The sequence below is a fragment of the Xanthomonas sp. LMG 12462 genome, assembly GCF_009192885.1.
Lineage (GTDB): Bacteria > Pseudomonadota > Gammaproteobacteria > Xanthomonadales > Xanthomonadaceae > Xanthomonas_A > Xanthomonas_A sontii.
Window position 1 is genome coordinate 34,137 of record NZ_NMPP01000059.1, and the last position, 23,286, is coordinate 57,422.

19 protein-coding genes are annotated in these 23,286 nt (G+C 62.7%); 6 read left to right on the top strand and 13 right to left on the bottom strand.

The features are described 5' to 3' along the window. The first annotated feature begins 109 nt into the window (after window positions 1–109). Complete coding sequence (locus tag CEK69_RS14635) at window positions 110–1,753, top strand: electron transfer flavoprotein-ubiquinone oxidoreductase (protein WP_152246360.1); 1,644 nt, start codon at window positions 110–112, stop codon at window positions 1,751–1,753. Next, complete coding sequence (locus CEK69_RS14640; RefSeq protein WP_152246362.1) at window positions 1,750–3,816, top strand: glycoside hydrolase family 99-like domain-containing protein; 2,067 nt, start codon at window positions 1,750–1,752, stop codon at window positions 3,814–3,816. The genes CEK69_RS14635 and CEK69_RS14640 overlap by 4 nt, the downstream gene beginning before the upstream one ends. Window positions 3,817–3,834: 18 nt before the next feature. Here the strand turns inward: CEK69_RS14640 and CEK69_RS14645 are convergent, their stop codons facing one another. Both CEK69_RS14645 and CEK69_RS14650 read right to left on the bottom strand, forming a co-directional pair. Continuing rightward, window positions 3,835–4,467, bottom strand: a complete 633-nt coding sequence (locus tag CEK69_RS14645) for a CoA transferase subunit B (RefSeq protein ID WP_152246364.1) — start codon at window positions 4,465–4,467, stop codon at window positions 3,835–3,837. Window position 4,468: 1 nt separating this feature from the next. Next, a complete protein-coding gene (locus tag CEK69_RS14650; protein ID WP_152246366.1) occupies window positions 4,469–5,206 on the bottom strand; it encodes a CoA transferase subunit A in 738 nt (245 codons plus the stop codon). 133 nt (window positions 5,207–5,339) lie between these two features. Here CEK69_RS14650 and CEK69_RS14655 point away from each other — a divergent pair, with 133 nt between their 5' ends. After that, window positions 5,340–6,686, top strand: coding sequence for a phosphomannomutase (locus tag CEK69_RS14655; RefSeq protein WP_152246368.1), 1,347 nt, complete (start codon window positions 5,340–5,342; stop codon window positions 6,684–6,686). A gap of 44 nt (window positions 6,687–6,730) precedes the next feature. Then, a complete protein-coding gene (locus CEK69_RS14660) occupies window positions 6,731–8,134 on the top strand; it encodes a mannose-1-phosphate guanylyltransferase/mannose-6-phosphate isomerase (protein WP_152246370.1) in 1,404 nt (467 codons plus the stop codon). Between the two features lie 82 nt (window positions 8,135–8,216). Here CEK69_RS14660 and rfbD read toward each other — a convergent pair whose 3' ends face one another. Genes rfbD through rfbB form a run of 4 tightly spaced genes read right to left on the bottom strand, consistent with a single transcriptional unit; the run spans window position 8,217 to window position 11,683 of the window. Further along, window positions 8,217–9,131 carry a dTDP-4-dehydrorhamnose reductase gene (gene rfbD / locus CEK69_RS14665; protein WP_152246372.1) on the bottom strand — a complete coding sequence of 305 codons (915 nt, stop codon included), beginning with the start codon at window positions 9,129–9,131 and terminating at the stop codon, window positions 8,217–8,219. Beyond that, complete coding sequence (gene rfbC / locus CEK69_RS14670) at window positions 9,128–9,685, bottom strand: dTDP-4-dehydrorhamnose 3,5-epimerase (protein ID WP_152246374.1); 558 nt, start codon at window positions 9,683–9,685, stop codon at window positions 9,128–9,130. Before rfbC ends, rfbD begins: the two co-directional genes overlap by 4 nt. Beyond that, window positions 9,682–10,569 (bottom strand): glucose-1-phosphate thymidylyltransferase RfbA, encoded by an 888-nt coding sequence (gene rfbA, locus CEK69_RS14675; RefSeq protein WP_152246376.1) that lies wholly within the window; start codon window positions 10,567–10,569, stop codon window positions 9,682–9,684. Before rfbA ends, rfbC begins: the two co-directional genes overlap by 4 nt. 58 nt (window positions 10,570–10,627) lie before the next feature. Then, window positions 10,628–11,683 carry a dTDP-glucose 4,6-dehydratase gene (gene rfbB / locus CEK69_RS14680; protein ID WP_152246378.1) on the bottom strand — a complete coding sequence of 352 codons (1,056 nt, stop codon included), beginning with the start codon at window positions 11,681–11,683 and terminating at the stop codon, window positions 10,628–10,630. A 226-nt stretch (window positions 11,684–11,909) separates the two neighbouring features. Between rfbB and CEK69_RS14685 the strand changes: the two genes are divergently transcribed. Both CEK69_RS14685 and CEK69_RS14690 read left to right on the top strand, forming a co-directional pair. After that, window positions 11,910–12,656 carry an electron transfer flavoprotein subunit beta/FixA family protein gene (locus tag CEK69_RS14685; RefSeq protein ID WP_010340209.1) on the top strand — a complete coding sequence of 249 codons (747 nt, stop codon included), beginning with the start codon at window positions 11,910–11,912 and terminating at the stop codon, window positions 12,654–12,656. Then, window positions 12,656–13,594 carry an electron transfer flavoprotein subunit alpha/FixB family protein gene (locus CEK69_RS14690; protein WP_152246380.1) on the top strand — a complete coding sequence of 313 codons (939 nt, stop codon included), beginning with the start codon at window positions 12,656–12,658 and terminating at the stop codon, window positions 13,592–13,594. Before CEK69_RS14685 ends, CEK69_RS14690 begins: the two co-directional genes overlap by 1 nt. Before the next feature lie 129 nt (window positions 13,595–13,723). Here the strand turns inward: CEK69_RS14690 and CEK69_RS14695 are convergent, their stop codons facing one another. The 7 genes from CEK69_RS14695 to CEK69_RS14730 form a co-directional block, all read right to left on the bottom strand. Next, window positions 13,724–14,287, bottom strand: coding sequence for an HAD family phosphatase (locus CEK69_RS14695; protein WP_152246382.1), 564 nt, complete (start codon window positions 14,285–14,287; stop codon window positions 13,724–13,726). Continuing rightward, a complete protein-coding gene (locus CEK69_RS14700) occupies window positions 14,284–16,191 on the bottom strand; it encodes a lysylphosphatidylglycerol synthase domain-containing protein (protein ID WP_167522062.1) in 1,908 nt (635 codons plus the stop codon). Before CEK69_RS14700 ends, CEK69_RS14695 begins: the two co-directional genes overlap by 4 nt. 8 nt (window positions 16,192–16,199) lie before the next feature. Beyond that, the gene (locus tag CEK69_RS14705) at window positions 16,200–16,946 is read right to left on the bottom strand and encodes an NTP transferase domain-containing protein (RefSeq protein ID WP_152246386.1); all 747 of its coding nucleotides are present in this window, start codon (window positions 16,944–16,946) and stop codon (window positions 16,200–16,202) included. Continuing rightward, a complete protein-coding gene (locus CEK69_RS14710; RefSeq protein WP_193314000.1) occupies window positions 16,939–17,733 on the bottom strand; it encodes a glycosyltransferase family 2 protein in 795 nt (264 codons plus the stop codon). The genes CEK69_RS14705 and CEK69_RS14710 overlap by 8 nt, the downstream gene beginning before the upstream one ends. Window positions 17,734–18,170: 437 nt before the next feature. Then, window positions 18,171–19,925 (bottom strand): hypothetical protein, encoded by a 1,755-nt coding sequence (locus tag CEK69_RS14720; protein WP_152246392.1) that lies wholly within the window; start codon window positions 19,923–19,925, stop codon window positions 18,171–18,173. Window positions 19,926–20,187: 262 nt separating this feature from the next. Next, window positions 20,188–21,309 (bottom strand): hypothetical protein, encoded by a 1,122-nt coding sequence (locus tag CEK69_RS14725; RefSeq protein WP_338420208.1) that lies wholly within the window; start codon window positions 21,307–21,309, stop codon window positions 20,188–20,190. A 140-nt stretch (window positions 21,310–21,449) separates the two neighbouring features. Continuing rightward, a complete protein-coding gene (locus CEK69_RS14730) occupies window positions 21,450–23,018 on the bottom strand; it encodes a glycosyltransferase family 2 protein (RefSeq protein ID WP_152246408.1) in 1,569 nt (522 codons plus the stop codon). Window positions 23,019–23,286 lie beyond the last annotated feature (268 nt).

Sequence of the window (23,286 nt, forward strand, 5' to 3'; positions counted from 1 at the left end):
CCACGCTAGCATGTCGGCGACAACCATACGCCGGCGTGCGGAATTTGCCCCTTCACGCGCAAACCCTGAAAATGCAGGCAGCCAGAACGAGCCAACGGGAGCGGAGCAGATGACGGGAACCGAGGGCGGCGCCAATGCGCCGGAGCCAGTGGAGCGCGACGTCATGGAATACGACGTCGTCACCGTCGGCGCAGGCCCGGCCGGGTTGGCGTTCGCGATCCGGCTCAAGCAGCTCAACCCCGACATCTCGGTCTGCGTGATCGAGAAAGCCAGCACCATCGGCGCGCACATCCTGTCCGGCGCGGTGATCGAACCGGCGCCGCTGGACGCGCTGCTGCCGGGCTGGCGCGACAACCCGCCGCCGATCTGCGTGCCCGCGGCCGAGGACGAGTTCTGGTACCTGAGCAAGGACGGCGGGCACAAGTTCCCGATGGTGCCGCCGGGCATGCGCAACCACGGCAACTTCATCGTCAGCCTCGGCGCGATGTGCGCCTGGCTGGCGCCGCAGGCCGAGGCGCTGGGCGTGGAGATCTACCCGGGCTTTGCCGCCGCCGAGACCCTGCACGCCGAGGACGGCACGGTGCTGGGCGTGCGCATCGGCGACATGGGCGTGGCCAAGGACGGATCGCACAAGCCCGGCTACACCGCCGGCATCGACATCCGCGCCAAGGTCACGGTGCTGGCCGAAGGCGCGCGCGGACACCTGACCAAGCGCCTGATCGCGCGCTTCGCGCTCGACGCCGGGCACGATCCGCAGGCCTTCTCGATCGGCATCAAGGAGCTGTGGCAGCTGCCCGAGGGCCGCGTCAGCCCCGGCAAGATCGTGCACACCCTGGGCTGGCCGGCCGACAGCAAGACCTATGGCGGCAGCTTCCTGTACCACCTGGAGAACAACCAGGTGGCGCTGGGCTACGTCAGCGGCCTGGACTACCACGACCCCGAATACCGCCCTTGGGAAGCCTTCCAGCAATGGAAGAACCACCCGATGATGAAGTCGCTGCTGGATGGCGGCACCATCCTCTCGGCGGGTGCGCGCGCCATCGCCAGCGGCGGCTGGCAGTCGCTGCCGAAGGTGGAGATGCCCGGCGCGCTGCTGATCGGCGACACCGCCGGCCTGCTCAACGTGCCCAAGATCAAGGGTACCCACCAGGCGATCCGCAGCGGCATGCTCGCCGCCGAACACCTCGCCGCCGGTGCCGCGCTGGACCCGGCCGGCTTCGACGCGCGCCTGCGCAACTCCGAAGTGATGGCCGAGCTCCGTCAGGTACGCAACATCAAGCCCGGCTTCAAGAAGGGGCTGTGGTTCGGCCTGCTCAACGGCGCCTGGGAAACCCTGGTCAAGGGCGCCTCGCCGTGGACGCTGAAGGTCGGTGCCGACTGGAAGAGCCTGGACCGGCTCGGCGAGCACGAGCAACCCAAGCGCGACTACGTGCAGCGCGAGCTGGCGCCGCGCGACCGCCTGCAGGGCGTGTACTTCGCCGCCACCGAGCACGACGAGGACCAGCCGGTGCACCTGCACGTGCTGGATCCGCAGATCTGCGTGACCCGCTGCACTGAGGAATACGGCAACCCCTGCACGCGCTTCTGCCCGGCGGCGGTGTACGAGATCGTCGACGACGCGGCCGGCAAGCGCCTGCAGATCAACGCCGCCAACTGCGTGCACTGCAAGACCTGCGACATCAAGGATCCCTACGCGATCATCAACTGGGTGACGCCGGAAGGCGGCTCCGGGCCGAATTACCAGAACCTGTGAGCGCAGGCCTGCCCGCGCGCCTGAAGACCGCACTGTTCCTGACGCTGCGTGCCGGCTTCCGCGCCCTGCCGCTATCGCAGGCGCAGCGCGACCGCCTGCGCGCGCGGTTCCTGGAACGCCATGCAGACCTGGTGCCGCCACCGCCGCGCGGACAGGTGGGCGGTGGGTTCGGCGAACGCCGGCCGCGCGCGCGCGCCGACGAGCGTGCGATCGGCCATGTCTCCTCGCAGCAGGCGCCGTTGCCGACACTGCTGCCTGCCACCGTGGTGGCGTTCTACCTGCCGCAGTTCCATCCGATCCCGGAGAACGATGCCTGGTGGGGCACCGGTTTCACCGAATGGCGCAACGTCACCCGCGCGCTGCCGCAATTCGAGGGACACGTGCAGCCGCGGCTGCCGGCGGACCTGGGCTTCTACGACCTGCGCAACCCGCACAGCATGCGCCAGCAGGTGGCGCTGGCGAAGCAGTACGGCGTCGGCGCGTTCTGCTTCTACTTCTACTGGTTCGGCGGCAAGACCCTGCTGGAGACGCCGCTGCGGCAGTGGCTGGACGATCCCACGCTGGAACTGCCGTTCTGCCTGTGCTGGGCCAACGAACAATGGTCGCGGCGCTGGGACGGCCGCGGCGACGACGTGCTGATGGCGCAGGCGCACAGCGCGCAGGACGACCTGGACTTCATCGCGCACGTCGCCGACTACCTGCGCGATCCGCGCTGCCTGCGCGTGGACGGCCGGCCGATGCTGCTGGTGTACCGCCCGCACCTGCTGCCGGATCCGCAGGCCACCGCGACGCGCTGGCGCGACTGGTGCCGCGCGCACGGCATCGGCGAACTGCACCTGGCCTACGTGCAGGGCTTCGAGCGACCGGATCCGCGCGACATCGGTTTCGACGCGGCGGTCGAGTTCCCGCCGAACATGAGCAATCCGCGTTCGCTGGCGGCCGATCAGCACCTGCTCAATCCTAACTACAGCGGTGCCGTGCTGGATTGGCGCGCCCTGGCCGCGGAGATCGCCGCGCGCCCGCTGCCCGACTACCTGCTGTATCCGGGCGTCAACCCGGGTTGGGACAACGAAGCGCGCCGCCCCGGTGCCGGCCGCGTCTATCTGCATGCCTCGCCGCGCGGCTACGAGGACTGGCTGCGCACCACGATCCACACGCGGCTGCAGGGCCGCCGCGCCGAGCAGCGCCTGGTCTTCGTCAACGCCTGGAACGAATGGGCCGAAGGCGCCGTGCTGGAGCCGGACGCGCGACTGGGTCATGCCTATCTCGACGCCACCCGTCGCGCGCTTGCACCGCTGCCGGCGCGCGACACGACACCGCACGCGATCATCCACGCCTGGTATCCGCAGGTGCTGCCGGAACTGCTGGCGCAGCTCGCCGCGAGCGCCCTGCCCTGGCGCCTGCTGGTCACCACCTCGCCCGAGCAGGCCGATGCCGTGCGCACGCACCTGCACGCGTGCGCATTCCCGTTCGAGGTGATGGTGCTGGAGAACCGCGGCCGCGACATCCTGCCGTTCCTGCACGCAGCCGAGCGGCTGCTGCGCGACGGCGTGGACGTGGTGCTGAAACTGCACACCAAGCGCAGCACCCATCTGTCCAACGGCGATGCCTGGCGCAGCGAACTGCTGCAGCGCCTGACCGGCACCGACCGCGCCGCGCGCGTGCTGCAGGCCTTCGCGCAGGAACCTGCGCTCGGCCTGGTCGCGCCCGAAGGCCACCTGCTGCCGCTGGCCGACTTCTGGGGCGGCAACCGCGCGGCCGCCGACTACCTGCTGCGCCGGACCGGCCATTGCGATACGCGCCTGGAGCAGGCGCAGTTCATCTCGGGCAGCATGTTCTGGGCACGCCTGCAGGGGTTGCGGCCGCTGCTGGACAGCGGCCTGTGCCCGTCGGAATTCGAGCCGGAGCAAGGGCAACTCGACGCCACCCTGGCGCATGCGGTGGAGCGGCTGGTCGCGCCGCTGGCCGAGCGCGTCGGCTATCGCGTCACTACCGTGGCCGACCTGCTCGGCCAGCCGCCACCAGTGTCCGCCGACTACGCCTACGCGCAGCGGAGCAGCTGAGGGAAGCTGTTCCGGCGCTTACCCGCGTCGGAACGGCACCCCGGTCTTGGCGACCAGTTCGGCCTCGTCCACGCCCTCGGCGGTTTCCACCAGCACCAGGCCGCTGTCGGTGACGTCGAACACGGCCAGGTCGGTGATGATGCGGTCGACCACGCCGACGCCGGTCAACGGCAGGTCGCAGGCCGGCAGGATCTTGTGGCTGCCGTCCTTGGCCACGTGTTCCATCAGCACGACCACGCGCTTGACCCCGGCCACCAGGTCCATCGCCCCGCCCATGCCCTTGACCATCTTGCCGGGCACCATCCAGTTGGCCAGGTCGCCCTTCTCGCTGACCTGCATCGCGCCGAGAATCGCCAGGTCGATATGACCACCGCGGATCATCGCGAAGGAATCGTGGCTGCCGAAGTAGCTGGCGCCGGCGCGGGCGGTGACGGTCTGCTTGCCGGCGTTGATCAGGTCGGCGTCGACCTCGTCCTCGGTCGGGAACGGGCCGATGCCGAGCAGGCCGTTCTCCGATTGCAGCCACACGTCCACGCCCTCGGGAATGTGGTTGGCGACCAGGGTCGGCAGGCCGATGCCCAGGTTCACGTAGGCGCCGTCGGTGAGTTCGCGGGCGGCGCGCTGCGCCATGTCGTCGCGGGTCCAGGCCATGTCAGGCGTCCTTCTGGCGCAGGGTGCGCTGTTCGATGCGTTTTTCGGGATGCGGGTTGTGCACGATGCGGTCGACGTAGATGCCGGGCAGGTGCACCTGGTCCGGATCGAGGCTGCCGGTCTCCACGACATCCTCGACCTCGGCGATGCAGAACTTGCCGGCCATCGCGCAGGCCGGGTTGAAGTTGCGCGCGGTCTTGCGGAACACCAGGTTGCCGGCGGCATCGGCCTTCCATGCCTTGACCAGGGCCACGTCGGCGCGCAACGCGGTCTCCAGCACGTAGTGCTTGCCGTCGAACTCGCGGGTCTCCTTGCCCTCGGCCACCACCGTGCCGTAGCCGGTGGCGGTGAAGAACGCGGGGATGCCGGCACCGCCGGCGCGCAAGCGCTCGGCCAGGGTGCCCTGCGGATTGAATTCCAGCTCCAGTTCGCCGGCCAGGTACTGGCGTTCGAACTCCTTGTTCTCGCCGACGTAGGACGAAATCATCTTGCGGATCTGCCGCGTCGCCAGCAGCTGGCCCAGGCCGAAGCCATCGACGCCGGCGTTGTTGGAGATCACCGTGAGGCCGCCGACGCCGCTGTCGCGCAAGGCCGCGATCAGGGCCTCGGGAATACCGCACAGGCCGAACCCGCCGACCGCCAGGGTCTGTCCGTCCGCCACCACATCGGCCAGCGCCGTGGCCGCATCGGGGAAAAGCTTGCCGCGCCGCCCGCCCGCAGGGGTAGAGGTGTCGCCCATTCGTCAGCTCCGCATTGGAATGTAGACAGCTAGTTTAGCCGCTTGGGGACTGCGCCCACCGCTGCACCGCCGCAACGACCGATTAAGCGCCGTAACGTTACACTCCGGTTTCCCCCAACTAGGACCCTCTTCCATGTCGCTTCCCGCATTCAAGGCCTACGACATCCGCGGTCGCGTACCCGACGAACTGAACGAGGACTTGGCGCGTCGCATCGGCGTGGCGCTGGCGGGGCAATTGGGCAGCGGGCCGGTCGTCGTGGGCCACGACGTCCGCCTGGCCAGCCAGGGGCTGCAGGACGCGCTGTCGGCGGGCCTGCGCGCCAGCGGCCGCGAGGTCATCGACATCGGCCTGTGCGGCACCGAGGAAGTGTATTTCCAGACCGACCACCTGCAGGCCGCCGGCGGCGTGATGGTCACCGCCAGCCACAACCCGATGGACTACAACGGCATGAAGCTGGTGCGCGAGAACGCGCGCCCGATCAGCTCCGACACCGGCCTGTTCGCCATCCGCGACACCGTCGCCGCCGACACCGCGGCGGCCGCCGAGCCGACCGCCGCCGAGCACCACCGCCCGGACAAGAGCGCTTACATCGAGCACCTGCTCAGCTATGTCGACCGCGCCACGCTCAAGCCGCTGAAGCTGGTGGTCAACGCCGGCAACGGCGGCGCCGGCGCCATCGTCGACCTGCTCGCGCCGCACCTGCCGTTCGAGTTCGTGCGCGTCTTCCACGAGCCGGACGGGCACTTCCCCAACGGCATTCCCAACCCGCTGCTGCCGGAGAACCGCGCCGCCACCGCCAATGCGGTCAAGCAGCACGGCGCCGACTTCGGCATCGCCTGGGATGGCGACTTCGATCGCTGCTTCTTCTTCGACGCCGACGGCCGCTTCATCGAGGGCTACTACCTGGTGGGCCTGCTGGCGCAGGCGATCCTGGCCAAGCAACCGGGCGGCAAGGTCGTGCACGACCCGCGCCTGACCTGGAACACCATCGAACAGGTCGAAGAAGCCGGCGGCATCCCGGTGCTGTGCAAGAGCGGCCATGCCTTCATCAAGGAGAAGATGCGCAGCGAGAACGCCGTGTACGGCGGCGAAATGAGCGCGCACCACTATTTCCGCGAATTCGCCTACGCCGACTCCGGCATGATCCCGTGGCTGCTGATCGCCGAGCTGGTGTCGCAGTCCGGCCGCTCGCTGGCCGACCTGGTCGAGGCGCGCATGCAGAAGTTCCCGTGCAGCGGCGAGATCAACTTCAAGGTCGCCGACGCCAAGGCCGCCGTGGCGCGGGTGATGGAGCACTTCGCCTCGCACGCGCCGACGCTGGACTACACCGACGGCGTCAGCGCCGAATTCGCCGACTGGCGTTTCAACCTGCGCAGTTCCAACACCGAACCGCTGCTGCGCCTGAACGTGGAAACCCGCGGCGACGCGGCGCTGCTGGAGCAGCGCACCCAGGAGATCTCCGAGCTGCTGCGCGGCTGATCCCACCACCCTCCCCCTAGACGCACTATGGAGTTCCCCCGCCCATGAGCGACGTCCTTCCCATCATCCTGTCCGGCGGTTCCGGCACGCGGCTGTGGCCGCTGTCGCGCGAGTCGTACCCGAAACAGTTCCTGCCGCTGGTCGGCGAGCAGAGCATGCTGCAGGCCACCTGGCAGCGCGCGGCACCCGTGGCCGCGCACGCGCCGATCGTGGTCGCCAACGAGGAGCACCGCTTCGTCGCGGCCGAGCAGTTGCAGCAGATCGGCGTGAAGCCACATGCGATCCTGCTCGAACCCAAGGGCCGCAACACCGCGCCGGCGATCGCCGTGGCGGCGCTGGAGGCCGCGCGCGATGGCGCCGACCCGCTGTTGCTGGTCCTGCCCTCCGACCACGTGATCGGCGACGAAGCCGCCTTCCAGGCCGCGGTGCGCGTGGCCGCCGTCGCGGCCGAGCAAGGCAAGCTGGTGACGTTCGGGATCAAGCCGACCGCACCGGAAACCGGCTACGGCTACATCAAGGCCGCCGCCGGCGACGGCGCGCACGCGGTCGAGCGCTTCGTCGAAAAGCCCGACCTGGCGACCGCGAAAAGCTACCTGGCCTCCGGCGAGTACTACTGGAACAGCGGCATGTTCCTGTTCCGCGCCTCGCGCTATCTGGAAGAACTGCGCAAGTTCCAGCCCGCCATCGCCGACGCCTGCACCAAGGCCTGGCAATCGGCCAAGCGCGATGCCGACTTCACCCGTCTGGACAAGGAGGCGTTCGCCGCCAGTCCTTCCGACTCCATCGACTACGCGGTGATGGAAAAGACCGCCGACGCGGTGGTGGTGCCGCTGGACGCGAAGTGGAGCGACGTCGGCTCGTGGTCGGCACTGCTGGACGTGTCGCCGCAGGACGCCAATGGCAACGCACACCACGGCGACGTGATCGAGATCGATTGCCGCAACACCTACGCCTACGGCTCGCGCCTGATCGCGATGGTGGGCCTGCAGGACGTGGTGGTGGTGGAGACCGACGACGCGGTACTGGTCGGCCATCGCCAACGCATCCAGGAAGTGAAGGACATCGTCGGCAGGATCAAGGCCGATGGGCGTTCCGAAGCCACCTGGCATCGCAAGGTGTACCGCCCGTGGGGCGCCTACGATTCGATCGACAACGGCCAGCGCTTCCAGGTCAAGCGCATCACGGTCAAACCCGGCGCCACGCTGAGCCTGCAGATGCATCACCACCGCGCCGAGCACTGGATCGTGGTCAGCGGCACCGCCGAGGTCACCCGTGGCGACGAGGTGCTGCTGCTCACCGAGAACCAGAGCACTTACATCCCGCTCGGGGTGACGCATCGTTTGAAGAACCCGGGCAAGCTGCCGCTGGAGCTGATCGAAGTGCAGTCGGGCAGCTACCTGGGCGAAGACGACATCGTGCGCTTCGAGGACACCTACGGGCGCACCTGAGTTCGGCGCAGGCCGCAACGCAAAGAGCCGGGCACTGCCCGGCTCTTTGTTTTTGGCTGCGTGGCGTTCTGCGTACGACGGATCAGGCGGTCGGCGTTGCCGCAGCGAGTTCGCCGATCACCTGGCGCAGGCCATCGCGCCACTGCGGCAGTTCCAGCGCGAAATCGCGCTGCAGGCGCGACACGTCCAGGCGCGAATACGCCGGGCGCTTGGCCGGGGTCGGATACTCCGCGGTGGTGATCGGCAACACCCGCGGCGCGCGCGGCAACAGGCCCACCGCCACCGCCTCGGCGAAGATCGCTTCGGCGAAGCCGTGCCAAGTGGTCTCGCCTGCCGCGGTCAGATGCCAGGTGCCGGACGGCAGCGTCGCGCGCTGGGCCAACACGCGTGCGGTGACATCGGCGATCAGCGCCGCCGGCGTCGGCGTGCCGACCTGGTCGGCGACTACCTTGAGTTCGTCGCGGTCGGCGCCCACCCGCAGCATGGTGCGCAAAAAATTGTGCCCGTGCGCGGCGTAGACCCAGGCGGTGCGGAAGATCAGGTGCTGCGCAGCGGATGCGCGGATCGCCTCCTCGCCGGCCAGCTTGGTCGCACCGTACACGCCCAGCGGCGCGGTTGGCGCGTCCTCGGGATAAGGCTGCGTGCCCTGGCCGTCGAACACGTAATCGGTGGAGTAATGCACCAGCGGCACGCCATGCGCCGCGCACCAGGCGGCGATCGCCGCCGGCGACTCGGCATTGGCGCGGTGCGCCGCCTCGGCGTCCTGCTCGGCACGATCGACCGCGGTGTAGGCCGCGGCGTTGACCACGGCCGTCGGCCGCAGCCGGTCCAGCAGCGCCCCCAGCGTCTGCGGCTGATCGAAATCAGCGCGCTCGCAGGCGCTACCGTCGGGCAACTGGCCGCTGCGGGTGGTCGCCAGCACCGGTCCCTGGCCCGCCAACGCCCGCAGCAGTTCCTGCCCGACCTGGCCGTTGCCGCCGAAGACCAGCACGCTCATGGCTGGTACACCGGCAGGCGCTCGAGCGGGATATCGGCCAGGAACGGCGCAACCGCGTCCTTGCCCGACAGCACCGGCTCGGAGATCGGCCAGTCCACGCCGATCGCGGCATCGTCCCAGCGCACGCCTGCGTCGGCTTCCTTGACGTACACGTCGGTGCACAGATAGCTGAACACCGCCCGCTCCGACAGCACGGCAAACCCGTGCGCGAAACCTTCCGGAATCCAGAACTGCTTCTTGTTCTCCGCGCTCAGCACCACCGCAGCCCAGCGGCCGAAGTGCGGCGAGCCGTGGCGGATGTCGACGGCAACGTCGTACACCTCTCCCTCCAGCACGCTGACAAGCTTGCCCTGCGGCCGCGGCCACTGGTAATGCAGGCCGCGCAGCACGCCCTTGGCCGAGGTGGAGACGTTGCTCTGCACGAACTTGGTCGGCAGCCCGTGCTCGCCAAACCGCTCGGCATTCCAGGTCTCGAAGAAATAGCCACGCGCGTCGCCGAACACCGCCGGCTCGATCACCACGCAGCCGGGCAGATTGGTTTCAATCACTTTCACGGAACGGTTCCTCGTACAGCCAGTTCATGCAGGTAGTTGCCATAAGCGTTCTTGCGCAGCGGAGCGGCAAGTTTCTCCAGCTGCGCCGCATCGATCCATCCATTCCCGAAAGCGATCTCTTCCGGGCAGCACACCTGCAGGCCCTGCCGCGACTGGATGGTCTCGATGAAATTGGAGGCCTCGTGCAGCGACTGGTGGGTGCCGGTGTCCAGCCACGCATAGCCGCGGCCCAGCGCTTCCAGGTGCAGTGCGCCGGCGTCCAGGTAACGGCGGTTGAGATCGGTGATCTCCAGTTCGCCGCGCGGCGAGGGCTTCAGCTCCGCCGCATGGTCGCTGGCCTGGCCATCGTAGAAATACAGGCCGGTGACCGCATAGTGGGAGCGCGGCTTGGCCGGTTTTTCCTCGATGTCGATGACCTTGCCAGAGGCGTCGAACTCGGCCACGCCGTAGCGTTCGGGATCGTTGACCCAGTAGCCGAACACGGTGGCACCCTGTTGCCGCGCATCGGCGCGCTGCAAGGTCTCGGTCAGACCGTGGCCGTGGAAGATGTTGTCGCCCAGCACCAGGCAGCTCGGCTTGCCGGCGACGAAGTCGCGGCCGATCAGATAGGCCTGAGCCAGCCCGTCCGGACTCGGCTGCACCGCGTACTGGATGTCCATGCCCCACTGCGCGCCATCGCCCAGCAGCGCCTGGAACAGCGCCTGCTCGTGCGGGGTGTTGATGATCAGCACCTCGCGGATCCCGGCCAGCATCAGCACGCTGAGCGGGTAGTAGATCATCGGCTTGTCGTACACCGGCAGCAGCTGCTTGCTGACGCCCTTGGTGATCGGATACAGCCGCGTGCCGGAGCCGCCAGCGAGAATGATGCCCTTGCGTTGTGTCATGAGGTCTTTCCTATGGACGTCCGCACATGGAGGTGCGGACGCATGCGAGGGACGCGGGTTATGCCGCGGTGCCGATCCGTTCCAGCCGGTAGCTGCCGTCGAGCACACCCTGCACCCAGTCCTGATGGCTCAGGTACCAGTCAACGGTGAGCGCGATGCCCTGTTCGAAGGTGTAGTGCGGCTCCCAGCCCAGCTCGTTCTTCAGCTTGGACGCATCGATCGCGTAGCGGCGGTCGTGCCCGGGCCGGTCGGCGACGTAGGTGATCTGGCTGGCGCGCGGCTTGCCGTCTTCGCGCGGACGCCGCGCGTCCAGCAGCGCGCAGATCGCCTGCACCACCTCGATGTTCTGCTTCTCCGAGTTGCCGCCGACGTTGTAGGTCTCGCCAACCTTGCCCTTGGCCAGCACGGTGCGGATCGCCTCGCAGTGATCGCCGACGAACAGCCAGTCGCGCACCTGCTTGCCGTCGCCGTACACCGGCAGCGGTTCGCCGGCCAGCGCCTTGGCGATCACCAGCGGGATGAGCTTCTCCGGGAAGTGGTACGGGCCGTAGTTGTTGGAGCAGTTGGTGGTCAGCACCGGCAGACCGTAGGTGTGATGGAACGCGCGCACCAGGTGGTCGGATGCGGCCTTGGACGCCGAGTAAGGCGAGTTCGGCGCATACGGCGTGGTTTCGCTGAACTTGCCGGTCTCGCCCAGCGTGCCGTAGACCTCGTCGGTGGACACGTGCAGGAAGCGGAACGCATCGCGGCGGTCCTGCGGCAGCGCCTTCCAGTGATCGCGGACCGACTCCAGCAGGCCGAGGGTGCCGACCACGTTGGTCTGGATGAAGGCGCCGGGGCCGTCGATCGAGCGGTCCACGTGGCTTTCGGCGGCGAAATTGACCACCGCGTCGGGCTGGTGCTCGGTGAGCAGGCGCCCCACCAGGTCGCGGTCGCCGATGTCCCCGTGCACGAACACATGGTCGGGGTTGCCCTCCAGCGACGCCAGCGTGTTCAGGTTTCCGGCATAGGTCAGCGCGTCCAGGTTTATCACACGGATGCCGCGCGCCACCGCCTCGAGCACGAAATTACCGCCGATGAAACCGGCGCCGCCGGTTACGAGCCAAGTCGCCACTATGTGTTTCTCCTGATTCGGCGCCGTCGGCGCCCGCTATTCGAACGGCACAGGATATACGGTTTATATGAACCAGTCGTCGTTGCTGCACGGCAGGATCCGGGCCTACGGATCCCGCCACCATACGCCCTCGCATGGTCCCCCGCGCCCGGTTAGAATCCTCCGACTGCCCCGTGCCAGCCGCCGCGGCCGGGCCTTCCCGCACTGCTGAAGGATCTCGTACACGATGAAAATCCTCGTCGCCTACAAGCGCGTGGTGGACTACAACGTCCGCATCCAGGTCAAGCCGGACGGCTCCGGCGTGGTCACCGAGGGCGTCAAGCTCTCCGCCAACCCGTTCGACGAAATCGCCCTGGAAGAGGCGCTGCGCCTGCGCGACGCCGGCATCGCCAGCGAGGTGGTGGTGGCCACCATCGCCCCGGCCGACGCCGCCGCGCACCTGCGCAACGGCCTGGCGATGGGCGCCAACCGCGCCATCCACGTGGTCGCCGACGCGGCGATCCAGCCGCTGACCGCCGCGCGCACCCTGCTCAAGCTGGTCGAGCAGGAGCAGCCTGACCTGGTGATCCTCGGCAAGCAGGCGATCGACGACGACGCCAACCAGACCGGGCAGATGCTGGCCACGCTGTGGGGCCGGCCGCAGGCGACCTTCGCCGGCAAGCTGGTGGTGGCCGACGGCAAGGCGACGGTGACCCGCGAGGTCGACGCCGGCCTGGAGACCCTGGAAGTGGACCTGCCGGCGGTGGTCACCACCGACCTGCGCCTGAACGAGCCGCGCTTCATCAAGCTGCCGGACATCATGAAGGCCAAGAGCAAGCCGCTGCAGACGCTGGCCTTCGCCGACCTGGGCGTGGAGGCCAACGACAGCCTCACCACCACCCACTACGCCCCGCCGGCCAAGCGCAGCCGCGGCGTGATGGTCAAGGATGCCGCCGAACTGGTGGCCGCACTCAAGCAGAAGGGGTTGCTGTAATGGCCAAGATCCTCGTCGTCGCCGAACATCTCAACGGGCAGCTCAACGCCGCCACCGCCAAGTGCGTCAGCGCCGCGCAGGCGCTGTCGGCCGAGGCCATCGACATCGTGGTGCTGGCGTCCGATCCGGCCGCGGTGGCCGCCCAGGCCGCGCAGATCGCCGGCGTCGCCCGCGTCCTCACCATCGCCAATCCCGCCAACGAACACGCCATCGCGCAGGTGCTGGGCCCGCAGATCGCCGCGCTGGCGAAGGGCTACAGCCACGTCTTCGGCCCCTCCACCACCTTCGGCAAGGACCTGATGCCGGTGGTGGCGGCCCTGCTCGGCGTCAACCAGATCTCCGACCTGATGGCAGTCGACGGCAAGTACGCGTTCAAGCGCCCGATCTACGCCGGCAACGCCATCATCAGCGTGCAGGCGCCGGCCGACCAGATCGTAGTCGCCACCGTGCGCAGCGCCTCGTGGCCGGAAGCGGCGCAGGGCGGCAGCGCGGCGGTCGAAGCGGCCAGCGTCGACGCGGCGCTGCCGAGCCACACCCGCTTCGTCGGCCTGGCCGCGGGCAAGTCCGATCGCCCCGACCTGCAGAGCGCCAAGCGCGTGGTCTCCGGCGGCCGCGGCGTCGGTTCGGCGGAGAACTTCCAGATCGTGTACCAGCTCGCCGACAAGCTGGGCGCGGCGGTCGGCGCCTCGCGCGCGGCGGTCGACGCCGGCTACGTGCCCAATGAGCTGCAGGTCGGCCAGACCGGCAAGATCATCGCGCCGGAGCTGTACGTGGCGATCGGCATTTCCGGCGCCATCCAGCACCTGACCGGCATCAAGGACGCCGGTACCATCGTCGCGATCAACAAGGACCCGGAGTCGCCGATCTTCGAGATCGCCGACATTGGCCTGGTCGGCGACCTGTTCACGGTGCTGCCGGAACTGGAAAAGGCGCTTTGATCAACCTTTTGCAGGCGGACGGGACATCGCATGATGTCTCGCCCGACACAGCAACTGCCTTGTTAGCATCAGAAAACGATGCCAACCCTCAGCTCTCGCCAGGCGTGGCGAGGGCCGACGCCTGTGACTTCAGCCAGCGTTTATCCACTCAACACGCCACACCTGCGCTCCAAATGCCTTCGCTGCCGCAGCGCCAACATCCGAATCCTCAAGCACGACGCAATCCGCTGCGGCGACCCCTAGCGATAGCGCAGCTCGAGCATAAGGCTCCGGATCGGGCTTCTGCCTCTCCACGTCATCACTTGTGATGACCAACGAAAAGACATCGTCCAATGCTTTTGCACGCAGGAGCGGCTCCACAGATCCGCGTGAAGCCGATGTAACCAGGGCTATCGGAACTTTACCCTGATGCATTCGCAGAAAACTGACCAGCACGTCGTTGACGGCCACCATATCAAGCAAGCCAGCATAGATCTCACGCTTGCGCTGTGCGATCGCAAAGTGTCGACTCTCGTCCAAATCAGGAAGCACGTTTGCAAGCATCGGCTTCCACGCAAGACGCCCCACGTATCGCTCTAGTAGAGGGCGGTCGTAGACGACCCCAGTCTCATCGATAGCCGCTTTGTAAGCTGCGAGATTGGCGGCGTGCGTGTCGGTAAGAGTGCCATCAAGGTCGACGAGAATCGCTTTCACGCCCCAATCTCCCCTGGATACATGCGGTCGAACTCACGAACGAGAATGCACAAGCAGCCAAAAAAAGCCAGTCCGGCTTCTCGACTAGCCCGGAGCTGATAGGGAATCAGACGGAGATAATTGACGATCTCGTGCAAGGCAACCTCCTTCACCACATCAGAACCGAATCGCCGTTCGATTTCCTTGGTCACATGCGCATGAATTCGCTCGTACTGGGCCGAGCGGTGAAGCCCGACGCTCATCTTGTTATCGGACAGCGTCGCTCTCGGCATCTTATGCAACGCCTCATAGCCAAGATGCAGCGACTGCATCAGCTTGGCGAAGTCGATCAATGGCGACTGAAACCCGTTCACTGGATTAGGATCGATGAGAAACCATTTCGAATTTTCCGCTGACGCGTCGAGCATGATGTTCTCAATGGTGAGGTCGCCATGGATGCTTGCCTGCTGGCGATGCCGAAACTTTGAAACGAACCATGCGCGATTCTTCAAAAATTGAAGCTTGGACAATTCGAAGGATTCACCATTCAGATTGATCACCTGCAACTGGAAAATGTCTTCGAACTCACGCTCGATCACGGCGAAGTTGGCGATGACCTTGGCGTCGACATAGGCGCCTACCACGTCCGCGCCCGCATCCTCGGCTCGAGTCAACTGGTGGAATGCCGCCATGGCGTCGATGACATGGTCTAGCGTGGAGATCGAATGTTCCAGCGGATCGGTATGGATGCCTTCGTAAAGATCACGACTTCCACCTACATACGCCATATCGTAGAAGTAATCGCCGTTGTCAGCGCGGGTTGACAATACTTGCACGAGCGGCAGTTCCTCACGATGAGCGTGCAACCAATCATGCTGTATAGCAAGCTTGTCCGCGAGCGAGCCACTGGCGAACTTGCGTACACGCAGCCGATTGTCTACCTCGACTAGAGCGGTGATTGCACCCGACCCACCGTGAAACACACGATGGACCTGAACATCGCCTATTCCCCGCTGCTCGAAATCGGATAACAGCCCGCCTTCGCCTCGAAAATAGCGATCGAGAAAGGAGTGATACTGATCATCCGAACGAAATCCATGAAGGCGCCCCCCCGGCACTGAACCAGAATAATGCTCAAGCCGCGTGGCGGCGCGGAGAGCCGCCCTGAGACCCGACAGCGCATTGAATCCCGACAGATACGCGTAGATGAGGATCAACGGAACAGGGAGAGTCAGGTAGGTAAGGAGCCAGGCATCATGTAAGTTCAGGCTCAGCAACGAGCGCAGATCAAGGGCATGGACATAAACACTTGAGAAGAGCGCCCACAGCGAAGCTTGACTCGCACGTGCAAACAGAACCAGGGAGCCAAGATAGAGGCCCCACATCAATAACGTAAGCCCCCAAAAACGCGCGCTACGGAATATCCTTCTGTTAAAGATCAGCTCCAGCACCACGAAGAACAAGTGCAGGATCGCAGACTTTATTCCCTCGTTGAAAATCGAAGCCAATAGCCAAAGGCTGCGACGGAGGCCCAGCAGGCTTCTAATGGCGAACAGGCCAAGCACTGCAGCAAAGGGGATTAGCAGCGTCCAGGCAACAGCATTTAGCCGCGCGTGATAGCCCACGGTTACCGACATGAGCAAACCGACCACCAGCAAGTCTACAAGGCGCTCAACCACCACAGTTCCCAAGACCGTGGAAAACCGGCTACGAGTGGTGGACGACAGCAACCACGTCCTCACCAACTCCCCTAGCCGCAGTGGTAGCAAGGTATTAACAAGATAGCCGACGCTGAGGGCGGTCAAAGGCCTGACGTTAGAAACCTGCACATCGCAAGCGGAAAGCAAGATGCGCCAGCGCACCGTCCTAACAACGTGTGCCGTCATGAGGGCGATTACTGCGAGAACGAAGAGCGGTAAGGACATGACTTCCCTCATTGCTCCAGACTTTCAAGCTCTGCCACCCTACCCAACGCACGCCCGTACTCTTCAGGCGTTCCGAATGGAATATGGAAATCGACAGAGAAGCCGCGAACCAACGCGCCCTTCTTCAACATCTCGTTGTATACGCCACTTATGAACAACTCCGGGTAGGGACAATCGAGGGCGTACCGCTCACTGGCAAGGCTGAGTGCACGAAAGCTGCTGAATCCATAAATCCCAGCGATAGCCAAATTGCTAATGGCATCCTTCTCTGCGGTTCTCACTAGCGCCCCATCTCCCGAGTACTCGGCGAACGAAAAATGTGGCTCACGCGACTGAAAGTGGGACAAGAATCCATCCACACCGGAAGACAGAGCTTCACAGGCAGAATTTAAGCGAGAATATGAAAACGCGTGATCACAATCATTGACGATGATTGAAGCCTCTTGGTCAACATGGGTAGACGCTTTGAGCGCAGTCTCAAGCGCACCAGAGGTGACCTCGGCAATCGCAACGACCTCCGCATCGGGAAAGTAATCTCTAATCTTATGATCGATTGCAAATTTCTCCACATGCTCTTGAAGCACAATATAGACAAGTTGGATGCCAGGCACCTCTCGAACGATACCCAACGTTGCCCAATAGAAGAAAGGCTTGCCTGCAATCTGGATCAAAGGTTTTGGCAGAATCTCGCCTTCCTTGGCAAACCTCGAGCCACGACCTGCCATCGGCATGATCATCGCAACATGCTTAGACATTTTTGACCTCCCAGCTATAGGCAGCCACTTTCACCTGCCTATGCTCAGAGGAGGCAAACTTACCACGGCGAAAAAATGCAGCGAGAGCAATCTTAAGCGTCTGGATGGACTGCCTGAACAATTTGACGTTCGACACCTGGTCGTCTTCTCTCCAAGTAATCGGAGCAAACATGATCGAATCGCGCTTGATAACCTGCGAGCACAACATGACGCAATTAAACGTCAGGTTATCTGGATATTTTACGTACTCCTGCTTTCTCAAGCTCGAAACACGATACATATTAAGCCCCGCACCCAGATCGTGGATTCTTCTGCCCAAACATGCTGAGTAGACAAGGTTAAATACCAAGTTACCGAAGATTCGAAACCTCGAGTATCCAGGCGCGGAAGCGCCGCGCATGAACCTGCTTCCAAGAACCGCATCGATGGACAAATCCTTGCTTATATCGATGAAGGGACGGAAATCCACAATCGAGCCCTGGTCATCGCCGTGCAGTACTACGAGCCACTCGAAGCCATGTTCCGCCGCATATTGAAAAGCAACCTTATGGGAACCACCCAGACCGTAATTGGAGCTATTGCGGAGGAGCTGGATATATTTGTCACCCCGCGCCTGGATTCTCTGCGCTACAACACTTGCGGTCTGGTCGGTACTCTGGTTGTCCACAACGATGACGGCAGAGACCGCGCCGACAACCCAATCCTGCTCCAACTGGTCCAGGACGCGAGAAATCTGCTTCTGGCAGTTGTACACAGGCACGAACACAAGAACATTTTTTTTATTCATTGGAACCATCTCGGGAAAGTCTGCGAGAGACCACAAAGTTAAGGAAGAGCGAGATTGGGGTCACAATTATCTTGGCAATCACAGCCCCAGTAGCGGTCGCAAGCGATGTCCAGGAATGAAGAAGCGAAGCAACGAATGATATAACCAACGCCCAAACCACGATATTAAATTCCGTGTACGCGAGATAGATGATGGTTGACCGAAATGACCGGGACCCGGAGTCGAATATTACCCATCGCGCGATAACAAAAACCGTCATCGCGGCGACTGTGGCGCTGATCATGTTGGCCCAAGCTGGCTGAAGTCCGAGCCAGGCTATATTGGCGTAGAAGATCGCGAAGTCCAGACACCAACCAAATCCCGAGAGGAGCACGAACTGCCCCCCTCGCGAGGAGACAAGACCGGAGATGACAGGCTTCATCCTCAGCACCTTCCAATCATGAGGCAGGATCAAAACTGAGCAAATACGCCTTACCCACGCCTTCGGGAAGGTCAAGTCGGAACTTGTTTGGATTGATGGTGCGATCTAAGACCACGACGAACTCATCCTTGCCTGCTGGTACATGGAAGTACAAGCTACTTGGTTCCGAATAGTTCACTTCCTGCGACTTGAGATAGAACAACTGTAGTGTCGATGGAACCTCAGCGCTAACGGTCAGATAGATTCGTGCATCGGCACCACGAAGCGCGCTGGGCTTTGCCAGCTCCAGCACAACGCCGGGATCGGCGCCAGTCACCAGAATCTTGACTTTTCCACGGCCGACAGGAATCAGCTCAACAGCATTATTGACCTTCAGCGCCCCAACCTTCACCGCACCAGGACCGCCAGCACCGCCTTCTTGCACCGTCACGGACGGACGCATGTCCTCTACAAACGGGAGTTCATAGAAGTTCGACACACGACACTGACTGGCAAGTGCGTTGGTTTTTGCGGACCTTGGCATCAGGGCACTCCAACCTTCCGGAGGAATGGGAACACTGAAGCCTTGCGCCGACGTCGGAAGGTCGGCCCCGCACAGCTCGGTTGTCCAAGGTCGAACAGACCCAAACTTTGTCGCCGGCTTGTCCAACTCTATGCGCTGCGAACCAGTCGCAATGAAGGGCGCCGCAAGCACCAAAGATACGATCCAACCTTTCTTGAAACGGTCTACTGAGAATATCAAAGCAGTAAATACAGCGAGATTCAGCCCGGTAAAGTAACGATCAGGGTATGTTCCGGTGTAGTGATCAAATGCGCTAGTCAACCCCGAGCGCATACCGATCATGGCAAGCAGATAAACTGCTGCCGAACCCCAAAGAAGGACAAGCACGTAGCCAAATCCATCACTACAATGTTTGGAGAACTCAGCATTCCGATATGCTCGCCACATGCCAGCAGCGCCGACCACCAAAACAACTGCAGCAATGAGCAAAACAGCGATATCGTTGAGATGCTTATAGAAGGCAAACAGAAACAGGTAGAGAGCCGAGCGCGCAACAGCGAACTCGATGAAAGATGAAGCCTTGAATGGGAGATCAGCACCGCCTTGACTAGTGAATGCATCTCGGCTGAGCGCGAGCAATGGCAACACGCCGACACAGAAGAGCGCAATTGCCAAGCCACCGTCTCTCTCAGCCTTACCGGCAAGAAAATATCGAAGAAACAGAACGCCCGAAGCCACCACACACACGCCCATGCCCACCGGGAATGTCAGGCCACAGATGAGCGAAACAATCAAAGCTGCCGCAATCTGCCCCCTTGTGCACTTGGGCGCCATGAGTGGAATAAGCAGAAGTATTTGCAGGTACGGAAAAAAGAAGCCAAGATTCAGCACCCTTCCGTATATCTCATTACCATCGATACCCACAGGCAGCAGAACCACGGCTATCAAAATCGCCAATACCGCCCAGAACGACAACATTGTCCGCGTGCGAGCGAACGCAACAACGGCGATACCAGCCATGAAAAGGTTGGAAAGTATGTAGTATACGGCAGGCAGGTAGAATGCCGGATCGTCAAACAGCAGCCCCGCGATTGCATTTCCAAGCGCATAGAAGAGCATGAAACCAAGAATCGGAAAGCTTCTTGCACCGAATGCGGTATCGAAGAAACCATTTGATAGCATCTTTCCCGTCCACGATCCATCTTCTGCGTAAAGAGTTGGATAGACGATAGGATCAAGATTCCTTACGCACAAGACAACGAAAGCCACGGCGAAGATCAGTAGGCCGAGAAGAAAAACGAGCCTACGCGCCCTTCGGCGATTAGTGATGCTCTTACCTGTAATTTCCACGACTTCTTCCCGAATTTAAAAATCTACTGACCTTAATGCCCAACCACTTTGAGGCCTCAACCGGAGTCGACAGCACCCCAAGCATATCGAAGCTGCTATCGATACGGCAGGCGTCCAAGTCCGTTGTTGCGACTGCGCGATGGTTATCCTGCCCGCAGCAGCTCATATCACGCGATGTTGACTACACTACGACAGCCGAGCCTCGATCCCGCAACTGCAAGATCTCCAGCGCAAGCTGGTCGAAGCGTCCACTCGACATCAGCGAGCACTCGTGGCCAGCGAAGGCGCCTGGCGCCATCTGTCGTTGCTCGCATGCATCGACCAATGCAGTGAGACCAGCGCAAATAGCCTCTGGTGTCATCGACTTCACGGAGACAACATTGTCCACAGCGTCTTCCAGCTGCTTGTTGCCGTAGCGATTGGTCAGAACGGCCATTCCAAAGGCAGACATCTCCAGGGGGGGATAGCTCGGATGCGGCGAAACCATCAACGACAAGCCGATGGCTGATGTCGACAGCAGTTCGGAATAGGCTTCGATGCTCAACTTCCCCAGGGCCCTGAGCTTGAATGGCCCAAGATCCAGATCGATCTCAAGCTCCCCTGGTGCCACAACCTCCCACTGAGACGAGCGTGGATCCTTCCAACCCCACATTCGTAAGCCTTCGCAGATCAACTCGAACGCGTTGCGTGGCGTGCCTGGGCGTGCGTAGACCACAATCTGACGCTGCCGCGTTGCTTTCACGGCACGCGCTTTCTCCAAAGCCGGGCGCAGCCCGTCATGGAGAACCGGCTCAAAGGTCGTGTGATACTTGTATTCAAGTCCGTTCTGCCGGAAGAAATCAGCCAGCAACCCGGTATTGAAGACACCGATGTCACACTCTGGCCGATAGGTGCTCAACGCAAGTGCGTATTGGCTCGACCACGCATAGAAGCCTGGCTCGAAATCTTGGATCAAATAGATCAGCGGACTTTCTACGCCACCATTTTCTACCTGCCACGACGACATGCGCTGGGCCGCGTATGCGGTCCACCACGCCGTTGCCACCCAAATGTCTTGTTTTGCTACCGGAATGGTCTTTTGATAGCGATCGCTGAACGGCACAATCTGCCTAGCAGCGCTCGATACCCCATCCGCCTGGACAAGCACATGATCAGAAAATCGAGATAGCGCCTCGTCATCTGGGATGCTGTCCACCAACACGATACGTGAGGCAGAGAAGTGCCGGCACAGCTCCCGATAGATCAACACGGCGGTATGGATACCGCCAAAATAGTGCTGCTTATTGATGGAAGGCAGGATCAGGTTTAGCCGTGCGCCAGTCCAAGGGTCATGCCGCGGCAGGCATGGAGTAATTTCAGAGACATGCGTGGTAGGCACGCGTGCTGCAGGCGCCCCCGCATCCAGACGTGCTGCGATGCGCTTCAGGAGGTAACTGATCTGGCTCATTGCGGAAGTCCGCGCAAGCGGGGAGAAGAAGCCATGTAATCGAGATTTGGGCTGAAGAAGGGGTCGCCTTCCTCGCGATACGGGGAATAGGCCTGCGCCGACCTGACGAAATCGCTTTCCGGGATTGCCCGAGGATCGCGCGTCTTTGATTCGTGATGGATCATCGCAGCACGTGCGACATACACCGTTTTCAAGCCATGCGAGTAGGCCCGAAGGCACAGTTCCACGTCGCTGCCGCACACGACGAATGATTCATCAAACCCACCCAGGGATTCGAAAGTCCCTCTTGCTACAACCATGCACGCGCCAGTTACGGCCATCACCTGCCGCTGCAGCACAGGTGACACAAACAGATTCTGGCTGTGTAAAGGCATCTCACCCTTGAACACGTGATCTGCCCAGCCGCCCATGCCAATCACGACACCAGCATGCTGGATCGTTCGATCACCATACAGCAGGAGAGGACCACACACCCCGACATCCGGACGCAACGCGTTCTCAGCCAGCCGTTGCAGCCAGTCCGAATCAAAAACTTCGGTATCATTATTGAGGAAAACCAAGACTTCGCCGCGCGCCTCACGGGCAGCGAGATTGTTCAGTGCGGACCAATTGAACGGCACATCCGCACGAATGACACGGAAATCGTTCCGGCCGGACATCTCGCCCAGCCACTGCAATGTCTCTGGCTCGCTGGAACCATTATCGACGACGATAATCTCGAAAGCGCGATACTCAGTCTTTGCAATCAAAGATTCGACACAGGCTCGCAAAAGCTCCAACCCATCGCGCGTCGGAATGATAATGCTCGCCAAAGGCTGCTTGTCCGCATATGGATAACGCACGTCGTAACAGAACAGATGCGCCCCATCGTCAACGCTGCTGCCAGGGTAGACCGACTGTACGAAGTTTTGGATCGCCAGCTTGCCGGCGTCATGCGCGTACGGCTTCGAGTCTGCATTGGCGGCGGTCGAGCCCGCATGGGCACGCCAGTGATAGAGAACATGCGGCACATGCGCGACAGCGGCTCCAGCGGCCACACACCGTAAAACCAGGTCGTAGTCTTGCGAGCCATCGCAGTCACTACGCAAGCCGCCCATGCTGCGGACCAGATCGGCATCGAAGCTCACTAGGTGCCCGATATACATCTGGGAGAGGAAAAGATCCAGGTTCCAGTCCGGCTTGAAATAAGGATGCCGCAAGCGACCATCCTCCCCCAGGACGTCATGGTCCGTATAGACTACATCGGCGCCGGATTCAAGATGACAGCCAACCACCGCGGCGAGTGCGCTGGGCTCAAGAAGATCGTCATGATCTAGGAAGGTGATCCAACGCCCTTGTGCAAGGGATATCGCCGCATTCGTGGTCGCAGCGATACCTTGCCGAGACGTTGAGCGGGAAATCCGGAGATGGGGTATGCGTTTGCCAAGCTCTTTCAATATTCGCGCAACATGCGGCTGGTCAGAAGCATCGTCGTGTATGCAGAGCTCCCAGTTCAGATAAGTCTGCGCTTCCACGCTCGCCACGGCTTCACGCAAAAATTTCTCAGGGGTATTGCAAACCGGCATCACCACGCTAATCAAGCCCGCATCGGCAGGCACAGGGACGCTTGCTTGTGCACGCAACCAGCCAGTGTAGATATCAGGCGGGGCAGTAGCAGATTGTGATTGGGAGCTGGAGCCATTAGCGTACGCAACGACACTCCTCACCAGATGTCGAGGCCCCTTGCTCGACGCACGCGCCAACGCAAGAACGACGCGCCTGAACGAGACCCCCTGCCCTCGGGCACGACAGATACTCCAGTACATGGCGCGAAGTAAACTACGCAGCTTGGAT